16 protein-coding genes and 2 pseudogenes are annotated in these 20,237 nt (G+C 49.2%); 12 read left to right on the top strand and 6 right to left on the bottom strand.

Annotated elements, in window-relative coordinates:
- Positions 1-67: 67 nt before the first annotated feature.
- The 4 genes from G459_RS0124950 to G459_RS0124935 form a co-directional block, all read right to left on the bottom strand.
- Complete coding sequence (locus G459_RS0124950) at positions 68-1,246, bottom strand: acetyl-CoA C-acyltransferase (RefSeq protein ID WP_026970012.1); 1,179 nt, start codon at positions 1,244-1,246, stop codon at positions 68-70.
- A gap of 258 nt (positions 1,247-1,504) precedes the next feature.
- Entirely contained in the window at positions 1,505-2,119 is a 615-nt protein-coding gene (locus tag G459_RS0124945; protein WP_051315426.1) for a hypothetical protein, read from the bottom strand.
- On the bottom strand, positions 2,109-2,753 hold the full coding sequence (locus G459_RS0124940; protein WP_026970010.1) for a hypothetical protein: 645 nt from the start codon (positions 2,751-2,753) through the stop codon (positions 2,109-2,111). The genes G459_RS0124945 and G459_RS0124940 overlap by 11 nt, the downstream gene beginning before the upstream one ends.
- A complete protein-coding gene (locus G459_RS0124935) occupies positions 2,753-3,718 on the bottom strand; it encodes a vWA domain-containing protein (RefSeq protein WP_026970009.1) in 966 nt (321 codons plus the stop codon). Before G459_RS0124935 ends, G459_RS0124940 begins: the two co-directional genes overlap by 1 nt.
- Positions 3,719-3,860: 142 nt before the next feature.
- On the opposite strand from G459_RS0124935, the gene G459_RS0124930 reads away from it, so the two are divergent.
- From G459_RS0124930 to G459_RS0124900, 8 genes and pseudogenes are all read left to right on the top strand, one after another.
- Positions 3,861-6,248: a TonB-dependent receptor gene (locus G459_RS0124930; protein WP_051315425.1), complete on the top strand. Its 2,388-nt coding sequence runs from the start codon at positions 3,861-3,863 to the stop codon at positions 6,246-6,248.
- An 87-nt stretch (positions 6,249-6,335) separates the two neighbouring features.
- Positions 6,336-7,172, top strand: coding sequence for a DUF4249 family protein (locus tag G459_RS0124925; protein WP_026970007.1), 837 nt, complete (start codon positions 6,336-6,338; stop codon positions 7,170-7,172).
- Between the two features lie 168 nt (positions 7,173-7,340).
- Complete coding sequence (locus G459_RS0124920) at positions 7,341-7,712, top strand: BlaI/MecI/CopY family transcriptional regulator (protein WP_026970006.1); 372 nt, start codon at positions 7,341-7,343, stop codon at positions 7,710-7,712.
- Positions 7,712-8,452: pseudogene (locus G459_RS30720) on the top strand (M56 family metallopeptidase); the annotation flags it as partial. The gene G459_RS0124920 and the pseudogene G459_RS30720, both read left to right, overlap by 1 nt.
- A gap of 174 nt (positions 8,453-8,626) precedes the next feature.
- Positions 8,627-8,941, top strand: a pseudogene (locus G459_RS30715) (energy transducer TonB); the annotation flags it as partial.
- Positions 8,942-9,131: 190 nt separating this feature from the next.
- Entirely contained in the window at positions 9,132-9,665 is a 534-nt protein-coding gene (locus tag G459_RS29280) for an energy transducer TonB (protein ID WP_051315424.1), read from the top strand.
- A gap of 97 nt (positions 9,666-9,762) precedes the next feature.
- On the top strand, positions 9,763-10,266 hold the full coding sequence (locus tag G459_RS28575; RefSeq protein WP_051315423.1) for an energy transducer TonB: 504 nt from the start codon (positions 9,763-9,765) through the stop codon (positions 10,264-10,266).
- Positions 10,267-10,321: 55 nt separating this feature from the next.
- Positions 10,322-10,723 (top strand): energy transducer TonB, encoded by a 402-nt coding sequence (locus tag G459_RS0124900; protein ID WP_026970004.1) that lies wholly within the window; start codon positions 10,322-10,324, stop codon positions 10,721-10,723.
- Between the two features lie 99 nt (positions 10,724-10,822).
- Here G459_RS0124900 and G459_RS0124895 read toward each other — a convergent pair whose 3' ends face one another.
- Positions 10,823-13,366, bottom strand: coding sequence for a M14 metallopeptidase family protein (locus tag G459_RS0124895; protein ID WP_026970003.1), 2,544 nt, complete (start codon positions 13,364-13,366; stop codon positions 10,823-10,825).
- 135 nt (positions 13,367-13,501) lie between these two features.
- Between G459_RS0124895 and G459_RS0124890 the strand changes: the two genes are divergently transcribed.
- From G459_RS0124890 to G459_RS0124875, 4 genes are all read left to right on the top strand, one after another.
- Positions 13,502-14,269 carry a 3-keto-disaccharide hydrolase gene (locus G459_RS0124890; protein WP_026970002.1) on the top strand — a complete coding sequence of 256 codons (768 nt, stop codon included), beginning with the start codon at positions 13,502-13,504 and terminating at the stop codon, positions 14,267-14,269.
- Between the two features lie 189 nt (positions 14,270-14,458).
- Positions 14,459-15,799, top strand: a complete 1,341-nt coding sequence (locus G459_RS0124885) for a Gfo/Idh/MocA family protein (RefSeq protein ID WP_026970001.1) — start codon at positions 14,459-14,461, stop codon at positions 15,797-15,799.
- 169 nt (positions 15,800-15,968) lie between these two features.
- Entirely contained in the window at positions 15,969-17,492 is a 1,524-nt protein-coding gene (locus tag G459_RS0124880) for a sulfatase (protein WP_084454697.1), read from the top strand.
- Between the two features lie 99 nt (positions 17,493-17,591).
- Positions 17,592-18,221, top strand: a complete 630-nt coding sequence (locus G459_RS0124875; RefSeq protein ID WP_026969999.1) for a carbonic anhydrase — start codon at positions 17,592-17,594, stop codon at positions 18,219-18,221.
- 136 nt (positions 18,222-18,357) lie between these two features.
- On the opposite strand, the gene G459_RS0124870 is transcribed toward G459_RS0124875, so the two are convergent.
- The gene (locus G459_RS0124870) at positions 18,358-19,908 is read right to left on the bottom strand and encodes a S8 family peptidase (protein WP_084454695.1); all 1,551 of its coding nucleotides are present in this window, start codon (positions 19,906-19,908) and stop codon (positions 18,358-18,360) included.
- Positions 19,909-20,237: the final 329 nt, after the last annotated feature.

Raw genomic sequence — 20,237 nt, 5'->3', positions numbered from 1 at the left:
GAAGTCAAAAAAAAGGCACTCGAGGTCTATCGAGGGCCTTTTTTGTAAACCATTCAAATGAGCCGTCTCACATCCTCTCAATCACAATCGCCGAAGCGCCGCCGCCGCCGTTGCATATACCCGCTACGCCGATGTTGCCGGATTTTTGGTGAAGGACGGAATTGAGGGTCGTGATGATTCGAGCGCCGGATGCTCCCAGCGGATGGCCTAGGGCAACAGCTCCGCCGAAAATATTTAGCCTGTCATTGTCTAACTTCAACTCACGCTGGTTGGCGATGGCAACGGCAGCGAAGGCTTCGTTGATTTCGTAGTAGGAGACTTCGTCTGCTGATACTCCAGCGTGCTTCAGTGCTTTTGGGATGGCCAGAGCAGGGGCGGTGGTAAACCAAAGCGGATCCGTAGCAGCATCCGCGAATCCGCGGATCTTTGCCAAAGGTTTCAATCCGAGTTCTTCCGCTTTATCTTTGCTCACCAAGACTAAAGCCGACGCGCCGTCATTCATCGTGGATGCATTGGCAGCGGTGACGGTTCCGTTTTTGTCGAAGACAGGTTTAAGCGACGGGATCTTGTCAAACATCACGTTTCTGAATTCTTCATCTTCGTCGATCAGGATGGTCTCGCCTTTTCTTCCGATCATCTCCACCGGGACGATTTCGTCTTTGAACATCCCTTTTTCCCATGCTTCCGCAGAGCGTTTGTAGGATTGAATCGCGTAAGCGTCTTGCTCCTCGCGGGTAATATTCATTTCCTTGGCCGTGTTTTCGGCACAGTTTCCCATCGGGAACTTGTAGTAAACTTCAAAAAGTCCATCTCTCACCAGTCCGTCGGTCAGCTCGGCGTTTCCGTATTTGTAGCCAAATCGGGCTTTTGGAACGTAGTAGGGGACATTGGACATGCTCTCCATCCCGCCGGCTACGACCACATCGTTGATGCCGAGCATGATGGATTGGGCGGCGAGCATCACAGCTTTCATACCGGACGCGCAGACTTTATTGATGGTGGTACAGGGAACATTGTAGCCGATCCCAGCGCCAATCGACGCTTGTCTGGCGGGAGCCTGACCGAGATTGGCCGAGATCACGTTTCCCATAAACACTTCATTGACAGCTTCAGGGGCAACACTGGATTTGGCTAAAGCACCTTTGATGGCGATGCTTCCGAGTTCGATAGCAGTCATTCCTGCCAACTTTCCTCCAAAACTCCCGATAGGAGTGCGGACGGCGGAGACGATGTACACTTCTTTGATCATGGCTATTTGGGTTTATGTTAGATGCGGGATGATTGATGTTGGATGAGGGGTGCTCGAGAGTTGATGCCTATTGTGGGATGAGAATTGTTGAATGATGATTGGATTTGGGGTGAACTTATCTGGCGGCCAATCTTATCAAAGGCACAAAACACCTTGTCTCTAACTGCTACCAAACATTCTACAAACAGCATCAGACATCAGACATCAGACATCCTACATCCAACATCTGGCACCCTACATCCAACATCCCACATTTTACCAATCCGGCAATCCCCGCTTAGGTCGTTGCGTCGGTTTCTTCTTGTTGTCTTGAATGTAGCGGAGTTCGGCGGCATTGAGAGATTCCAAGATCTGGGCGGCTTGCTCGGGAGTGAGATTCATACCTTTCAGCTTTTCCCGCATCTCTTCGAGCTTCTTCTGTCGGTCTGCTAGATTCGCGTCCATCTGGTCGTTGGCATTTTCGCCCGCTTCTTCACTTTGCTGGGAAGGATTTTCACCTTTTTGACCTTCTTTAGCTTTGTCTTCCTCAGTTTGTTCACCGTCCTTCTCCTGCGAATCACTTTCACCCTGTTCGCCTTCGCTCTCCGGCTTTTGGTTCTCCTGGTTTTGTTGTTGCTGCTGCTGATCTTGCTTATTTTCCTGCTCTTGGTCTTCCTGTTCTTTCTCCAGCTTTTCTTTCAAAGCCTTGAGTTTGGCGTCTTCGGGGTATTTGCCCAAGCCGTCGTTGACTTCTTTCAGCGCATTTTCTTTTTCGGTTTTCACATAGGAGCGGGCCGCCCGATTAAAGTAGTCTCCGGCGGACTGAGCCTGTGTTTTTTCTGTGAAAAACAGAAAAACGGCCAATGTGAATACAAGCAGTTTAATTTTCATCGATCTCAACTACCTCCTGAAGTGTGGTCATAAAATCCTGATAGGCAGCCACAGTAGAATCCTGTGACATCGCGTCTTGCATTACTTTTAACGCATCATTGAAGTTGAATTGTTCCACCAATCGATCTGCCTCGGCTTTTTTGCGCTTGGCAAAGTCGGACGGTTCCGGCTTATTCTGATCCTGATTCTTGCGCTCTTCGTCTCTTTGCAGCCAGCGGGCCAGCATTTCATAGTTGTATCGTGCCTGCTCATTGGTCGGATCCTGGATCAGCGCAGATTGGAATTTGCTGAGTGCAGCCTCGTATTCTTTTTTGTTACCGGTGATCACCCCACTTTGGTTGAAGGCAAAAGACGCCAGCTTCTTGTTGGGACTTTGTGTAGTCTGGTCGTACCAGGTGAGTGCTTCGTCCACCTTTTCGGCATATTGGTGACTAAGCCCCAGATCGAAGTGAAGTTCCGAAGATTTGTATTCAAATTCGTTGACCAGGACCAGATGATCGGCAACGGACTGCTCGTAGTTGGCTTCGGAATAGCTTTTTTCAGCGGTCTTGATAGCGTTGTTGAGTCGAGTGACCCGCGTCCAAGAACTCGGGATAAGTAGCAAAGCAGCCAATATCAACTTGCTCGAGTTCATCAAAGTTTGATTGTTTTGATGGGTAAAATCATATCCAAAAGCGCCAGTCCCAACGCTGCCAGCAAGAAATAAAAGTACTTGTTGGAGCTGGCTTCCACCATTCGGGTATTGGCAACGCCACCCTCCAGTCGGTCAATGGCCGAGACAAGATCGCCGATTTGCTGGGCTTCGTCGGAGATTTCGAAGTACTCACCCGAGGTCTCGGAAGACGCCAGACGCAGCGACTGGGATTCCAACTTGGATATGGCGGGCTCTCCAGTACCGGGATCTATTATGACCCCATTTCCTCGCGGGATTTGGCTACCCTTTTGAGTTCCTATCCCGAGGGAAAACACCTTGATATTGTTATCTGCGAGCTCTGAAACGATGCTTTCAAAATCATCTCCGAAGTTTTCCCCATCAGAGATCAGGATGACGGATTTTGCCTTTACTTCCTGACTTTCATCTTTCATAAAGCGATCCATCGCCATCTTCAGCGGCGCAGTCAGATCGGTGCCGGCATTGGGGACTAGGCCGGTGTTCAGCCCGTCGATGTAGAGCTGGATGACCGCTTGATCGAAGGTCAGTGGACACTGCATGAATGCTTCCGAGCTGAAGATAATCAGCCCGATCCGGTCTGAAGGGAAGCTTTTGATGAGATTTTTCAATTCAAATTTGATCCGCTGGAGGCGGCTGGGGCCGATGTCTGTCGCGTTCATCGACTGCGAAAGGTCGACTGCAATGAAGATGTCTTTGCCTTCCTCTTTGACTTCTTTGAAGGAATTACCAATAGAGGGCCCTGCGAAAGCGATCAAAAAAAGGATGAAGTACGCTGACCGAATGATCAGTTTGGTGAACAGGCGCTGCTTCTCCACCTTCAACTTGCGGTTGATGGCCCAGAATCTTGTGAGATAAAGCAGGTAAAGAAGTACAAAGACTCCTGCCAGCAAGAGGGTGAGTCTGATGTCAGGGTATGCCCAAATCATGGCCTGAAATTAGGAATAAAACCTAACTTTGAAAGTCTGGTTTTGCGTATTGATTCACTGACGGCGAATCTTTTGGCAGAATTAACAAACATTAAATCCAACCGGTCGTTGGCTTGACAGAGTTCGTACAAAAAATTACTTCATGTCCTTTTTCAGAGTTCTGACCCTGTTTTTTTTGACAAGCCTTGGCTATCAGGCATTTTCGCAGGAGCGAAGATTTATTTCGGGTGAAGTCGTGGACGCCAGTAATTCTGAACCGCTCGTCGGCGCGAATGTGTACTGGGAAGGAAACAGTACCGCCGGGGTGGTGTCAGACTTGGACGGGAAATTTCAATTGGAAGCCATCGATTTCCCCAACAAGCTGGTCATTTCTTACGTCGGCTACGAGAAGTCCGTCCGAATCATCAGCGCGAAGGAGGCCGAGAAGTCCATCCGTTTTTTCCTAAAGCCAGACGAAATGTCCTTGGATGAGATCATTATCCAGGAAAGAAGACCGGATGAGCAGGTCAAAAACATGGAGATGGGGAAGTCGACCGTGCCGATCGAGACGATCAAAAATATCCCGGCCCTGTTTGGCGAGGTAGATTTGCTCCGGAGTCTACAGCTCCTTCCCGGCGTAAAGTCAGCGGGAGAAGGCACCACGGGGATTTTCGTCAGAGGTGGCTCAGCTGACCAAAATCTCGTGCAGCTCGATGGAGCACCTGTGTACAATCCTTCGCACTTTTTTGGGATCTTCTCGGTCTTCAATCCTGACGGCATCAAAAGCGTGGATCTCTATAAGGGCAATATGCCGGCTTCCTTTGGCGGGAGAGCGGCTTCGCTGATCGACGTTTCGTTGCGCGAAGGCAACAACAAGCAGATCAGAGGCGAAGGCGGCATTGGCAGCATCTCGTCCAGACTGACGTTGGATGGGCCGCTTTTTGGGAAAAATTCGACGTTCATAGTAAGTGCCCGCAGGACGTATGCAGATGTCTTTTTAAAGCTTTCCTCGGATGAAAATCTTAAAAACAACAAACTCAATTTCCACGACCTGAGCGGGAAGTTGGCCTTTGTCCTAAATGACCGTGATAAAATTACCGTCTCCAGCTATCAGGGAAGCGACTTTCTGGGACTTGACGAGGAGTTTGGATTGGGCTGGACCAACTGGGTGAGTTCGGCGGCCTGGAGCAGAGTACATTCAGAAAAGTTCTTTTTCGACCTGGAAGGGTATCATTCCCGCTATAGCTACAGTGTGGAGTTTGAGGATCCGGACAACGGCTTTGAATGGACCAACAAGCTCTCTGAAAGCGGACTGAAGGCGATCTGGACTTTTTTGCCGGATTCTAAGACGGAGTTGAACTGGGGTATCCACAGTCAATACTACAATTTTGCTCCGGTGGATCTGGAGCCAGCACCCAACAGCGCCATCGAAGAGATCGTCACCAACCCAAAAAACGGGCTCTTGAACAATCTTTTTATCAGCGGCCAGTATGCCTTTTCTCCAAAACTGAGCGTGGAAGGAGGATTAAGATGGGGGCTATTCAGTCAGGTAGGAAAGGGCGTCGACTACCTTTATGAGGGAGGTGTTCCAGGGCCGGATGTGGAGGTGTCTGATACGTTGAGTTATGGCACGCTTGAGAAGATGCATGCGTACCAAGGTCTGGAACCGCGGATCGCTTTTCGCTACCTGATCAACGAGCAGTTTTCGGTCAAAACAGCCTATAACCGCAACTTTCAGTACATCCAGATTGCATCCAACAGCTCTGCTGGGTTGCCGATCGACCGATGGATTCTGTCGGGAAGGTACATCGAGCCGGTGCGGAGCGACCAGATTTCGGTCGGATTGTTTCACAATTTCAACCAAAACCGCTGGGAATTTTCGGTCGAGGGATACTATAAAGATCTGGATAACGTCATCGATCTGAGAAATGGTGCACAGGTGCTATTCACAGACCAGGTCGAAACAGAACTGCTTGCAGGGAAAGGCTGGGCGTATGGAGTGGAATTTTTGCTGCGCAAAAATGTCGGCAAGACCACCGGCTGGCTGGCCTATACCTGGTCTCGCACCTGGAGAAAGATCGACGGTGTCAGCAGAAACGAAGCGTACAATCCCCGGTTTGATCGACCTAATGACTTGACTTTGGTACTGAATCATGAGTTCTCTCCAAGCTGGTCGGCTGGTCTGACTTTCGTCTACACCACGGGTCAGGCGGTTTCCTATCCGGTTGGCTCATATGAAGTGGACAACCAGTCCGTTCCGCTTTATTCGGATTCACGCAATCTGGACCGTTTTCCCAACTATAATCGAATGGACGCTTCGGTCACCTGGAAAAACGCCGACAAGGGCAGGAAATGGAGGGGGAGCTGGAATTTCAGCATCTACAATCTATATGGTCGGAAAAATCCGTTTGCGTATGAATTCAGGACTATCTACAACGACGACATCAACTTTGAACCTTCGGATGGGGAGATCATTTCTGCCAAGCCTGGGGTAGTCATGACTTACCTTTTCACGTTCCTTCCTTCACTTACCTATAATTTCCAGTTCTGATGAAATGCCCATCAGAAAAGCTCTCAAACAAGGGGAATGATTATTTGGGGCATTCCATGTGGCCTCTGAAAAGAGAATTATAATCATATGAAAAGAATAACAGGAGTTTTATTGGCTATTTTATGCTGGTCTTGCCAGGAGGAAGTGACTTTACCCTTGGGAGAAAAAGAAGAGCTCGTCCCGACCATTGAGGGCTATTGGACCGACCAGTCAGTCTTCAACGAAGTGAGGCTGACACTTTCGAAGGATTACTATGATTCGCTCGAAGTGACTGTAATTGACGACGCGCAGGTGTCGATTACCGTTGCCAGTAGCGGGAGGTTGATTCCGTTTATATTCCTGCAGGGGAGCGGTCTCTATCGCCCCGCCAATCCTCAGGATCGTGCCATCGTGGGTGAAAGCTATCAGCTCAACGTCAAATGGAAAGACAATGTCTATGCCTCTGAGGGATTGATGCTGCAGCCCCCCAAAGTCGACAGCGTCACCTGGAACTATGAAGAAGAGCGCGTGTTCCGAGATGAGGGATATTATATCAAGGTGTATGGCCAAATCCCTTTTACCGAGGACAACAACTATCGGATAAAGGTCATTGAAAACGACACCTTGAAAAACGGACGCGAAGATTACCTGCTTTTTGACGATACGTTCGGATTGCAGTTTTTTGAAGAGGGACTTGAGCTGGGATACGCATTTGAGGAAAATGACAAAGTTCGGTTGGAGCTTTTCAGACTCAACAGAAACGCCTTTGAGTACCTTAATCAACTGGTGAATCTGCTCTACAATGACGGAGGGTTGTTCAGTCCGCCACCCCAAAATCCGGACACCAACATCACCGTAATACAGGGAGATCCGGAAGTGTTGGGATATTTTGTGGTGACTCCCGTTTTGTCCCAGACAGTCATCATCACTGACGAAGACGACTGACAAGGGAGAGTGTCTCGGCGATCGATCTCTTGAAATTATTTTAATCTCCAGCCTCGTTTTCTTAGGAATTTACATGTTTCTTGGCTCAGAATGCAAATTTATACTTCAGCGAAGTAGATATACGAAAAAATCGTAGGAAAGTATTTCCGGGTTTTTTATCTTTCACTTATGGAAGAATTAAATCAAAACGAAGAGCAGATCATGGCGATCTTCTGGGCCCAGGGAGAATTGCTGATCCGCGATGTACTCGATCAGATCGCTGAACCGAAGCCACCCTACACCACCTTGGCCTCGACGATCAAAAACATCGAACGCAAAGGCTACCTCACACACAGAATGTACGGCACGGTGAATATCTACAAGCCCGCCGTGAATCAGGAAGATTATAGCAAAAAGAGCTTCAACAGACTGGTAACCCATTTCTTCGGCGGTTCGGTCGGTAATTTCCTTTCGTTTATGGTGAAGGAAAAGAACATTTCTGACAAGGAAGTGAAAGAGCTGCAGGACATGATAGATAAGATGGACGAGCCCTCCAAGTAATGAACGCGCTGCTGGCATATCTGGTCGAGGTCTCCATTTGTCTGGGGATTTCTCTCGTGATCTATCGGGCTTTGCTGAGCGGATTGACCTTTTTCGCTTGGAATAGGTCGATTCTGATTTGCTTGTTGCTTCTCTCAGCGACGATTCCATTGCTTCGTCTCCAGCTTTTCGGGATCGGCAGCGACGTTTCAGAGATGACCTTGCCGGTATTCCAAGTTGGAGAGCAGGTGAATCCTGCTATGGGACTTTCGCTTTCTTGGACCGAAATCATCCTCTGGATCTACGTGGTAGGTGCTGTTTTGACGACAGCGCGGTTGATCTTCGGTTTCATGGCTTCCCAAAAGTTGCTCGGTCAGGCAAAGATGAAGCGCTTCGAAAATTTCTGGGTGGCGATACATCCGGAGTTTGTTCCGGCTTCCTTTTTCGATTACATCCTCATGCCGGATTTTGATCCGCAGGATCCAAGACAAAGGCAGATCCTGACCCACGAGTCGGTTCATGTGCGGTTGAAGCACAGCTGGGACTTGTTGCTGGTGAATTTCGCCAAGGTCGTGTTTTGGTTCAATCCGATGATCTACCTTTTTGAAAAATCACTGCGTGAAGTTCACGAGTTTCAGGCGGATCAGGGAGTCACGAGCAAAGTAGCACCCAAGGAATACGCTACGCTGCTTCTGCAATTGATCACAGCCAAACGTGGTTGGCAGTTTATGAACAACTTCAACCAGTTTCAGACCAAAAAACGCATTCAGATGATGGGCAGATCCGCGTCAGCGCCCTTTCAGCGACTCCGATTTCTGGCCTTGATTCCTGCTGTGGGATTGTTGTTGTTTGTCTTTTCCTGCGAAAAAGACGATATCGATCCCCAGTTGCAGCTGGTGGATAATTTTACCGAAACGCTCAATATTTCCGCCTCCAACGAAATCTTTGACGTGGTGGAGCAGCAGCCAAATCCTCCGGGAGGAATGGAAGGTTGGAATCAATATCTTTCAAAAAACCTCAAATATCCCTATCAAGCTCGCAGAATGGGTATTGAGGGTACGGTCATCGTGGTGTTTGAGATTCACCAAGACGGCACGGTTCGCAATCCGGAAATCCTCCGTGGCATCGGTGGTGGCGCTGACGAAGAAGCAATCAGAATCGTCCTCAATTCACCAAAATGGGAGCCCGGAAGACAGCGGGGCCGGGCAGTGGTGACGCGTATGAGATTGCCGATCCGGTTCAAGCTAGGCGACAATAAGTCAATCGCTTCTGATCTTGCGGAAGAAATGACAACCGGTGTAAAGCCACAGGTGGTCGTAGTAGCGTATGATTGATTTATAAGCAGAGTCTTTCAACAAAAAAGAGAACAAATCCAGGCATCAAGGTCAGCCTTCATTCCTGGTTTTTTTACCCATACATCTACTAAAAAACCATAGAGCTATGAAAAATAAAGTTTTATTTCGGTTACTAATCTTAGTGGGGATCGTCAACCTTGGCTGTCAGCAGGAGGCTTTTTCTCAGACTGTTTCATCGATTTCCGCTGAAAGTCATCCCGTTTTTGACCGGGTGGAGGAAAATCCAAGACCCGAGACCGGTGACGATGGCTGGTATGCCTACCTGTCCAAAAACATAAAATACTCTCAAGACGACCGGAAGGCAGGTGTAGAAGGAACGGTGATTGTCGGATTTGAAATCCACGCGGATGGATCTGTCCACAATGTCGAAATCTTGCGGGGCATCGGCGGAGAAAGTGATCAGGAGGCGGTCCGTGTGGTCTCGGCCGGCCCAAACTGGGCACCCGGCAAGATCGGTGGAGAAGCTGTGAACACGCGAATGAGTATGCCGATCCAATTTAAACTAAGTGGGGCGTCTGATTCTAATCCTTTGGCCAGAAGCAGGGAAACTGCAATCGCTAAACTCTATGGCAAAGAAGGCGTCGTGGTGATCGGCTACCTCCCTACCGCATCCAGGTAAACTAATCTTAAATCAATTGCAAGACCTCCCTTTCCTTCGGACAAAATCCGAAGGCAGGGAAACTACATCTAAATTTTAACCAAAAACCAAGTAAATTATGAACACGAATGTATTGAAAATCAGTAAGCTGGCGTGGATTCCGGCTGTATGTGTCCTGCTTCTGTCGACCTCCTGCGAGATCACTCCCGAGGAGGAAATCGAAGGACCTACACAGGTAGAGGCTAAGCAAAGCATCGGTCCGACCAATATCACGGCGAGGATAAACGATGTGGGAAAAGACAACAAAGAAATCTTCGACATCACTGAGGTTCCGGCCATTCCTCCCGGAGGCATGGAAGGCTGGAGTAGTTATGTGGCAGGTAATATGAAATATCCCCAGCAAGCTCGAACTATGGGAATCGAGGGTACTGTGATCGCGGCTTTTGTGGTCAATTCTGATGGATCCGTCTCTGATGCGGAGATTTTGCGAGGCATCGGAGCGGGCGCGGATGAGGAGGCCTTGCGAATCGTGCAAAACTCTCCAAAATGGAGCCCTGCTCAGCAGAGGGGGCAAGCGGTCAACTGCAGGATGAGAGTACCGATTAGGTTTAAGTTGAGCTAACTTCGGTTTTGTAGTATAAATATCAATTGTTCAAAACTCTATAAATTATAATATTATGAAAAATCAAGCTGTTTCTAAATTGCTGTGTATGATGTTGGTTGCGATGGCCTGGATGATCAATCCGGTCGAGACTAACGCACAAGAGACCGTCCATGACTCAGTGGACGAAATGCCCGTGCCTCCAGGCGGCATTGAAGGTCTGACCGACTACATGATCAAAAACCTAAAATACCCCAAACAGGCCAGGAAAGCTGGGATCGAGGGAAAGGTTTTGGTTTCCTTTGTGGTGAAATCTGATGGCACAGTCAGTGCGATTGAGGTCACTCAGGGGATTGGTGGCGGATGCGATGCAGAGGCTGTACGGATGGTCGAGAACTCAGGCGTGTGGACTCCCGGCAAGCAGGGCGGCGTTGCTGTCGCTACCCAGATGGTCTTGCCGATCCAGTTCAAGTTGTAGACAAACCCAGCAAATAAAAAAGCCGCTTTGCAATCGCTAAGCGGCTTTTTTATTCTTAATGAGTCAGTGTTGGAGATCAAATCTCCCACTTCAGATTCTTTAATTCATATTTTCTCCGTGAAAGATCGCATTCATAAACAGCTTGTTAGTTCCAAACCACGCGCCACGGAAGTTAGGGCTGTCGAAGAAATGAATGACTCGACCTTGACCTACTGACGAAATCACCACGCCAGCGCTGAGTTTCAGTTTGTCCAGATTGGTTTTGGAGATGTAGCCACCCAAATGCGGACCTGCCGAATACTTCACGGGTGTGAGGTATTTGTCCTCAGCGGGTTTGATGAAAATGGTGGAGTTCCGATAGACCGGGAGGGTTTTCGCATGATAGCCATAAGCAATCGGATGAGTCAGATCCAACTCGGCGAGGTAGATGCTTCCGCCCACTTCTTTGGCTCCTTCGAAATCATTTCTGACAGCAAATGGCAGTGAGTCCGGGTCCTTTGGCGCATCTTCCAGTTCGACGGCAACTTCCTTGGTGATCTCTTTCTGGTTCAACCAAAGTGAAGCACTTTTCATCGAGATGACGGTTCCGCCGCGGTTGATCCAGTCCTTCAGGTGGTTGACTTGACCTTCAGAGAGTGAATTATAGCTTCCGGAAGGCAAGATCAACGTCGTGTAATCGAAGAGATTGACGCGTCCAAACTGATCTGAATTTACTTTAGTCATCGGCATGCCAAACTGCTGATCCAGCAGGTTCCAGATCTCTCCCGCCTCACCCGCGCTGATCCCGTTGCCTACCATCATGAGCACTTTCGGTTGCTCGATGGCAGAGACTAGATTGGAGCCCAAGTCGATCCCGCTCAAGTTGAGGCCGGTGGTGACAGCATAGACTTTATGATTGTTTTTGGCCGCCAATTCTTTGATTTTGCCACTGACTTCTTCAGGCTTCAGCTTTTGAAAGCCCATCGGGATCATGAGGGTTCCTGCAGCGAAGTCGACTTTTCCGTCCTGGGTTTGGGAGGAAAAACCTCCATGAACCGCTTCCACGTGAATTCCTGCCTTTTGCAGCTCATGAAGCATCTTTGGCGCGTAGTAATCCGACCAATCGATTAGATAGGCGTAGGCTTTTCCTTCTGGGAAAGTGAATGTTGAAGCAGAAACTTCAGTGATTTCCGATCCGGCTTTTGCGCCAGCTGCGGCCGAAAAAGGCATTCCATAAGCTGCCGCCATGGTCCAGGCTGAGGCATCGTAGAAGACCGAGTCTGCAAATTCTTTTTCGTATTCAAACATCGTCCGCACCATTCGGTATTGCGTCTGATTGGTGGGGACGATCCAGGATTTTCCTTTCTTAAAGGCCTGACCTGAAATGGTCAGATCGGCCGAGTTTTCGTAGACTTTGATCTTGTGATCCAGGAGAAACTTCACAAATAGCCGGTTTCTGCTTTCGTCAGATTCATCCCCAAAGACATAGCTTTTTGCCCCGTCTTTTGCGCCTTCTGCTTTCGCACTTTCGAAGAATTCACGTAGGTAGTCGTGCATGTAAACCCGATTGTCCAAGGCAGCTTCCATCGTGGCGAGAGAGTTGACGACATGATTGCGGATGGTAAAGGCAAAGGTGATGTCACCCCGCTGGCTGCTCTGCACATGCCCTCTGGAGCTTGCGGTTTCAAAGACCAATCCCAAGCCGCCATGGATATCCGGATAGGTGGATCCGTAACCCGGATAGCTGTTGTCAAAGACCTCTTTGGTCCAGTAGAGCGCGCCGATCTCATCCATGTATTTGGCAAAATACTTCGCAAAGCGCGGGTTGATGTCATCGTAGTTTTTGCGGGGCACGACGGGATTTTCCGAACCGTACGGTTTGGTCGGTTCGAAGAAATAGGTGCTGTTGGTGCCCATTTCATGGAAATCCGTAGTCACGTTAGGATACCACTGATGGTACCATTCCACCTTGACACGGGATTCGGGATGGGCGAGAGGAAGCCAGTCGCGGTTGAGGTCAAACCAGTAGTGATTGGTACGACCGCCCGGCCAGGCTTCATTGTGCTCTCGATCCATCGGATCAGCCACGGGAGGGAAGCCTTTGTTGGAGTTGGCCCAGAGGCTATGGCGATCACGGCCGTCGGGGTTTAGCGTGGGATCGATATGAACGACTGAATTTTCTCTGAGATTTTTAGCCAAATCTGACTGCGAAGCCAAGATCCAATAGGCAGTCAGCATCGCAGCCTCGGCAGAGGAGGGTTCATTCCCATGGACTCCGTAGCCGAGATGCACGATGGACGGCATGGAATTCACATCGGGTTTAGACTGGCTAGGATCGGCCAGTTGGATTTGCTTGAGGCGGATTTGCTCCAGATTGGCCATGTTGGCAGCTGAAGTGAGTGTCAGAATCACCTTCGGGCGATGCTCGTGGGTGTAGCCGATGGTCTGGAGCTGTGCGAGCTCGCTTACCTGGTCCAGCTTTTCGAAGTACTTCACGATCAGATCATAGCGCGTGTGCCATTCTCCGATTTGGTAACCAAGAAACTGCGAGGGAGCCGGGATAGCGGGATCGAATTTTTCCCCCGGAAAGTAATAATCTTCCTGAGCCAAGGCCGCAGGACTCAACAAAAGGGCAAAAAACGCCCAAAGTAAAGGTTTATACATGGTGGTCAATTTTCACTTAAAGTAGGAAAGGAATAGCTCAAATCCAGTAAAAATCCATCAGCGGCTTTCCGATTCACGGCTTTTTTACAGTAATTTATCGGGTTAACATTCTTTACCTAAAATAATCTATTGGTTATGACAAAACAGTTAGTTGCTCTCGCGTTCTTTGCTTCGGGACTTTCAGTAAGTTCTTTATCCCTGGCACAAGATCAAACTCCCCCCAAATTGCCACCGCAAGCTACCGAGTTCTACACTCCGGTGGTTCCGAAAATCACCGCCGGTACCAACAATACCGCACCACCATCCGACGCGATCGTTCTGTTTGATGGCACTAACCTGAACAGCTTTGTCAGTGCCAAGGAAGGCAATGGCCCTGCTGAGTGGAAAGTGGAAAACGGCGAACTGACCGTGGTAAAGGGCAAAGGAGATATCCAGTCCAAGCAGGCATTTGGTGATGCTCAATATCACTTGGAATGGACTGCACCTACCGAGATCGTAGGAGAAGGCCAAGGCCGTGGCAATTCAGGTTTCTTTTTGATGGGAATTTACGAAGTGCAAGTACTGGACAGCTACGAAAGCAAGACCTACACCAACGGTCAGGCTGGATCGATTTACAAGCAGCACCCGCCGTTGGTCAATCCGCTGAGAGCTCCGGGCGAGTGGAACTACTACGACATCATCTTCAAGGCTCCAAGATTTGACAAAAACGGCATGGTGACCTCGCCTGCGACCGTGACCTTGCTGATCAACGGCGTGTTGGTACAAAACAATGTGATCCTCAGAGGTCCAACTGAGTACATCGGGATTCCAAACTACAAAGCTCACGCTGAGGAACTTCCGATCAAGATGCAAGATCACGGTAACCCGGTAAAATTCAGAAATATCTGGGTAAGACCTTTGTGATTTACGAAGTACGATTTTTGATTTACGAGGTCTTGGATAAGTTGAACTCGTTTTCTGATCCAATCTTTTTAGAACTTCAAAAAGGAAAGTTCAATTGAGAATTTGGGATTGGTGCTATTCTTAGCCTCGTAAATCGTAAATCTGAAATCGTACTTTTTCAATAACCAATAACCCCAAAACCATCTATCTATGTCCTCAAGAAGACGATTTATACAAAACACCATGCTGCTGGGAGCAGGGTTGAGCATGCCCTCAATCCTGACTGCAGCAGACTTTGGGAAATTCACCCGAAGCATCGGTCCCAACGACCAGATCAACTACGGCCTGATCGGCTGCAAAGGAATGGGCTGGTCCAACATGAATGCCCATCTGAAGATCCCGCAGGTCAACTGTGTGGCATTGGCGGATGTGGATCAGAGCGTACTTGATCAGCGAACTGAAGATGTGTTCAAACTTCGTGGGACCCGACCCAAGCAATACAAAGACTATCGCAAGCTCCTAGAAGACAAGGATATTGACGTGGTCATCATTGGGACTCCGGATCATTGGCACTGCCTGAACATGGTGGATGCGGTATCTGCTGGCAAGCATGTCTATGTCGAAAAGCCCATCGCCAATACCATCGAAGAGTGCCAGATCATGGTCAAAGCCCAGGAACGGTACGGCAAAGTCGTGCAAGTCGGGCAGTGGCAGCGTTCTGGTTCCCAATACGACGAAGCCATCCAATACGTGAAGTCCGGCAAATTGGGCCAGATTCGTCTGGTCAAATGTTGGGCTTATCAGGGTTGGATGAAGCCTGTCCCGGTTGTGCCAAACGGTCCGGTTCCGGCAGGTGTCGATTACGACATGTGGCTCGGTCCCGCTCCAAAAAGAGAGTTTAACGCCAACCGCTTTCATTTCAACTTCCGCTGGTTTTGGGACTATGCCGGAGGACTGATGACCGACTGGGGTGTGCACGAGATTGACATCGCGCTCTATGCGATGGGTGTAAGTGCGCCAAAATCCGTGATGGCCTCAGGAGGGAAATTCGCCTATCCGGATGACGCTTCTGAAACACCGGATACACTGCAGACCGTGTACGAATACGATGGCTTCAACATGTTATGGGAGCACGCGACCGGCATTGACGGAGGGAACTACGGCACCACAGAGGGCATTGCCTTTATCGGTAACAACGCGACTCTGGTGGTCAACCGTGGTGGCTGGAAAGTAATCCCGGAAACCCAGACGGTCGATGGCAAAAAGGAAAACAAGACCGAGGAAGTTGCACATACCAAGCCCAACGGAAACGCCTTGGATCTGCATGCTGTGAACTTCGTAGAGGCAATGACAACCAACGATCCTTCGAAACTGAAGTGTGCAATTCAGACCGGTTCGGTAGCTGCGATCAACGCCCAGATGGGAAACATCGCCTACAAGACCGGCAAGAAAGTCTATTGGGACGCTGCGAAAAACATGTTCACCGATTCAGATGCCAATGATCTGATGAAGGCGAATTATCATAATGGCTGGAAAGTGCCGAAGGTCTAACGTCGTTACGAGCGACAGAGGAGCGAAGCAATCTGGTATTACGATCACGAATTTGATTAAGATTTACGAGCCCTCCGGAGAGATTCGGAGGGCCGTTTTTTCAATGTGGCTTTTGGCTCTTTGAAGAGGACCGCAAAGGAGTTGACGTTCGCAAAAATATTTTACAACCATGAAGATTAACAGTACCTCTTTTTTGACTTTTCTAAGACAAGGTGCTCTTATCGGGCTGCTGTTTTTTGCGATGTCTGCGGCATACGGCCAAAAAGTGAAAAAGCCCAACATCCTGCTAATCCTTGTCGATGACCTTAAACCCAACTTGGGTGCCTACGGTGATCCGCATGCCATCAGTCCCAATATTGATGCGCTGTCCAAGAGCGGGATGCGATTTGATCAGGCCTATAGCAATCAGGCAGTGTGTGTGTCAAGCCGGTACAATCTGATCTTGGGGTCCCGGTCCACCAGCACTGGTCTCTATGATTTTGGGAAGGAATTCCGGGACGTGATCCCTGACGCAGTGACCATGCCGCAATATTTCCGTGCTGCGGGTTACCATGCGGAATCTATGGGCAAGGTCTTTCACATCGGCCATGGCAACACCAACGACAAGGAGTCTTGGAGTATCCCGCATTGGAAAGAAAAGGTGATTGAGTATTTAGATCCTGCAAGCACCAATGGACAGTTGACACGGGAGGAGGCCTTTTTCGAAAACACCCGCATGTACATCAAGGACACGCCACCAAACCATGAATTGCCCAGAGGAGCGGCTTGGGAAAGTCCGGATGTGACAGACGAAGCATACGCTGATGGTCGGGTGGCTCGTCATGCCATTGACCGGCTACGGGATTTGAGCAAGGATCAAGACCAACCGTTTTTTATGGCGGTGGGTTTTGCCCGCCCGCATCTGCCCTTCAGCGTGCCCAAAAAATACTGGGACATGTATGATCCCGAGAAGCTCCCTTTGGCGGAATTTGAAGACTATCCTGAAGATGCCCCGGATTTTGCTGTCAAAAGTGGAGGGGAGGTCAATCAGTTTTTTCCCATCCCAAACCATCAGAGCATCTATGAGAAGGATCTGCAGCGAAAGCTGGTGCACGGCTATTATGCAAGCCTGACTTATATGGACGCCCAAGTCGGCAAAGTTCTGGCGGAACTGGAGCGGTTGAATCTGGATGAAAATACGATTGTGGTTCTTTGGGGCGATCATGGATGGCACTTGGGAGATCACGGCATGTGGACCAAGCACACCAATTATGAGCAAGCAAACCGCATCCCCATTATCTTCCGCGCTCCTGGTGTGACAAGCAGTGGCAGCAGTACTAGACAGTTTGCTGAGTCGGTCGACATCTTCCCGACTTTGGCGGCGTTGGCAGGCCTGGAAAGACCGACGGGTCCGCAGCCGATCGATGGGATCAATCTTGTGCCGACGCTAAACGACGGCCGACACCTACTGAAAGATCACGCGTATCATGCGTTTATCCGCGGCGGATACCTTGGGGAAGCCATTCGGACCGACCGCTACCGCATGGTGCGATGGACTCACACGCAGGACAAAGACAAAGAGGTGGTATACGAGCTGTACGACTTCGAAGACAATCCGCTAGAGGTTAAAAACATCGCCAAGGACAGGCCTGAGATAGTTGAAGAATTGGAAGCAAAGCTGGCAAAGTATCCCAAGGCTCAGGGACTTCCTTAGGAAGTGAGCTTGAAAACAATGGGAGAGATCTAGATTCAATACTGTGTACTCCGATATATTTCCATTATAATCGTTGCAGCGTGCTACCAAACTCAACCCATGGACTTATCCAAGATCTTTGAAAACAACGAAAAGTGGATCCAGGCGAAAACCGCGGATGATCCGGCCTATTTTGAAAATCTCAACAAAGGCCAAAAACCGAACGTGCTCTACATCGGCTGCTCGGACTCACGGGTGACGGCAGAGGACCTGATGGGCATGCAGCCTGGAGAGCTTTTTGTCCATCGAAACGTCGCCAATATCGTCAACGCCATCGACCTCAATGCGCAGAGTGTGATCAACTATGCTGTGAAATATCTGGAGGTGAATCACGTGGTGGTCTGCGGACATTATTCCTGTGGCGGAGTTAAGGCTGCGATGGAGTCTAAGGACATGGGTATTTTGAATCCATGGCTGCGCAATATCCGGGATGTCTACCGTGCCCACAAGGACGAACTCAATGCGATCACTGACGAGCAAAAGCGCTACGATCGACTGGTCGAACTCAATGTGAAGGAGCAGGCAATCAATGTGCTCAAGATGGCTGCCGTGCAGCGCGCAGTTCGAAAGCGCGGCATGCAAGTCCATGGTTGGGTCTTTGATATCAAGACTGGAAAGTTGATTGACTTGAAGATCGACTTCCAAAAAGCTTTGGCGGACATTATGGAGATCTACCGACTGGAGGATTGAAGCCCCATCGATGTTTCGACTGCTTTCAATGAGTTACGTTGAGCGTTTAACTCACTTGGATATCAATAAGGGTAAAAAAAGCCTTCCCACTGGGAAGGCTTTGGATTTTAATAAAGCAGCTTGCGAACAGCGGTTGTTACAGACCAATTGCTTTTGCAGCATTCACATAGCCATTTCCGTAGTATTCGTCTTTCCCAGGCTTGCCTAGATCGGTGGCTGAATTTGTCAGTCTGGTTTTTACTACCCCAGGCTGCATGGTTCCTCCACTTTCTTCCATCATCAGTGCTACTACCCCGGCCACCGCCGGTGAGGCCATTGAGGTGCCTTGTGACCAGCTGTAGTTTCCATCGGTAGTTCCTCTGACGGTACTGAAGACCATGTCAAAGGCATAGCACGGGTTGATGATGGTGCGGCTGGTACCTACAACGGTACAGTTACCGGCGAATCCGTCTACCACCAAAAGACCGGCACTTCCACCTGGAGCGGCAAAGCTTACCAATGACTTACCGAAGTCCGTGTAGTAGGCGGGTTGAGCGAAATTGGTAGCACCCAAGGCCCAACCCACAGGTCCGGTAGAACTGATGGAGAGAACGTGTTGGTTTTCTGCGGGGAGTTTATAGAGCGATTTTGCTACATCATAGTTAGTCGCTCCATTGCCCGCAGACACTACGACTGTCACGCCATTTTGGTAAGCATATCGGGTGGCCATGTCATAGATTTTCTGTAGCTCGCGAAATGCGTCCCGAAATTCTTTGTCTTTCCACTCGTCTCTATAGGGGATCGTTGCTCCCAAGCTCATGTTGATAATCTGGGCGCCCGCTCCGCCCATGGATTGAGGGGTTGCAGCATAGAGGAGTCCTTCCAAGATCCATTCAAAGGCACCGGTCCCATTGTGAAGGGATTTGACGCCGATAATGGTGGCTTTTGGCGCGATGCCTACCGCACCAAATCCTGACGCCGCCACTATACCGGCGACGTGGGTTCCATGCCAGAAGGTTCCGACATCTTCGTTGAAATTAAATCCCGGCACTGTGGAGATGGAGCTAGCCACGTCCAGATTGGGAGCTAGGTCAAAATGGGTAGAGTGGATTCCACCGTCGATGACTGCCACACGCACCCCTTCACCTGTAATTCCGTTATCCCATGCAGTCGGAGCATCAATGGAAGCCGGAGCCCATTGAAATCCATCAAAGATTGCGCTTTGGTAGTCAAATGGCTCGGCGGTAGCGCTGATGTTTCCCAGATCAAGACTTGTGACCTCTCCCGCAAATTCAGGCTCCGTGGTATATTGAAGAATGAAATCAGGAGTCACAGACTCTACTGAACTGATCGCCCTGGCCTTGGTCAAGAAATCAGAGGAATTTGAAACTGCGACTGATACTCCGATTTGCGGATAAGTTTTCACAATCTCGCCGCCGGCTTTTTGAATATCTCCTGCCAGGGACTTGGATAGACTGCCGCCCTTGTTGATGATCAGGTATCGGCCTGTATAGGTGCCGACCCGTAAGTTGGAAAAATCCGTGACTTGGGGAAGCAGGTTGAGATTATACTTGCTGGTTTCTGCTTCCTCTGCAAGCGTAGCCTGTGTGATCGGCTCTTCTTGCACGATGCTGCTTTCGCAGGATGAAAATAAAATCCCGATTCCTAGGAGTAGGGATAATGTGTTTGGGGTTTTTAGTTGCCTCATATTTTTTTGTGTTTGGGTTGAAAAATTGGTTTTGAAAATTATAAACAGAGTTGAATTAATTCTTCGAAAATCTAAAAAGGAATGCTGGACAGAAGCGTGTCTGAAACAGGGATCAGTAATATCTTAATTTACATAAAAGATCATATCTGCCAATATTTGTCTTCTATTTATCCATTTTATTATCTGCTGTGTGCCAAAAAGATACCTCTACCATCCCGCATATTTAGATATAATTGGACTTCGATGGCGAGATCTGAAATGTCGACCCTTGGCCGTAGATTAAAGTGGCCGGTGAGCAACTGGCTTTGAAATTGTCGAAATGTGGGATT

It is taken from the genome of Algoriphagus terrigena DSM 22685, from assembly GCF_000429445.1.
Taxonomy (GTDB): domain Bacteria; phylum Bacteroidota; class Bacteroidia; order Cytophagales; family Cyclobacteriaceae; genus Algoriphagus; species Algoriphagus terrigena.
Note: the sequence above shows the minus strand (reverse complement) of the source record. Positions and strands in the feature narration are given on the sequence as shown.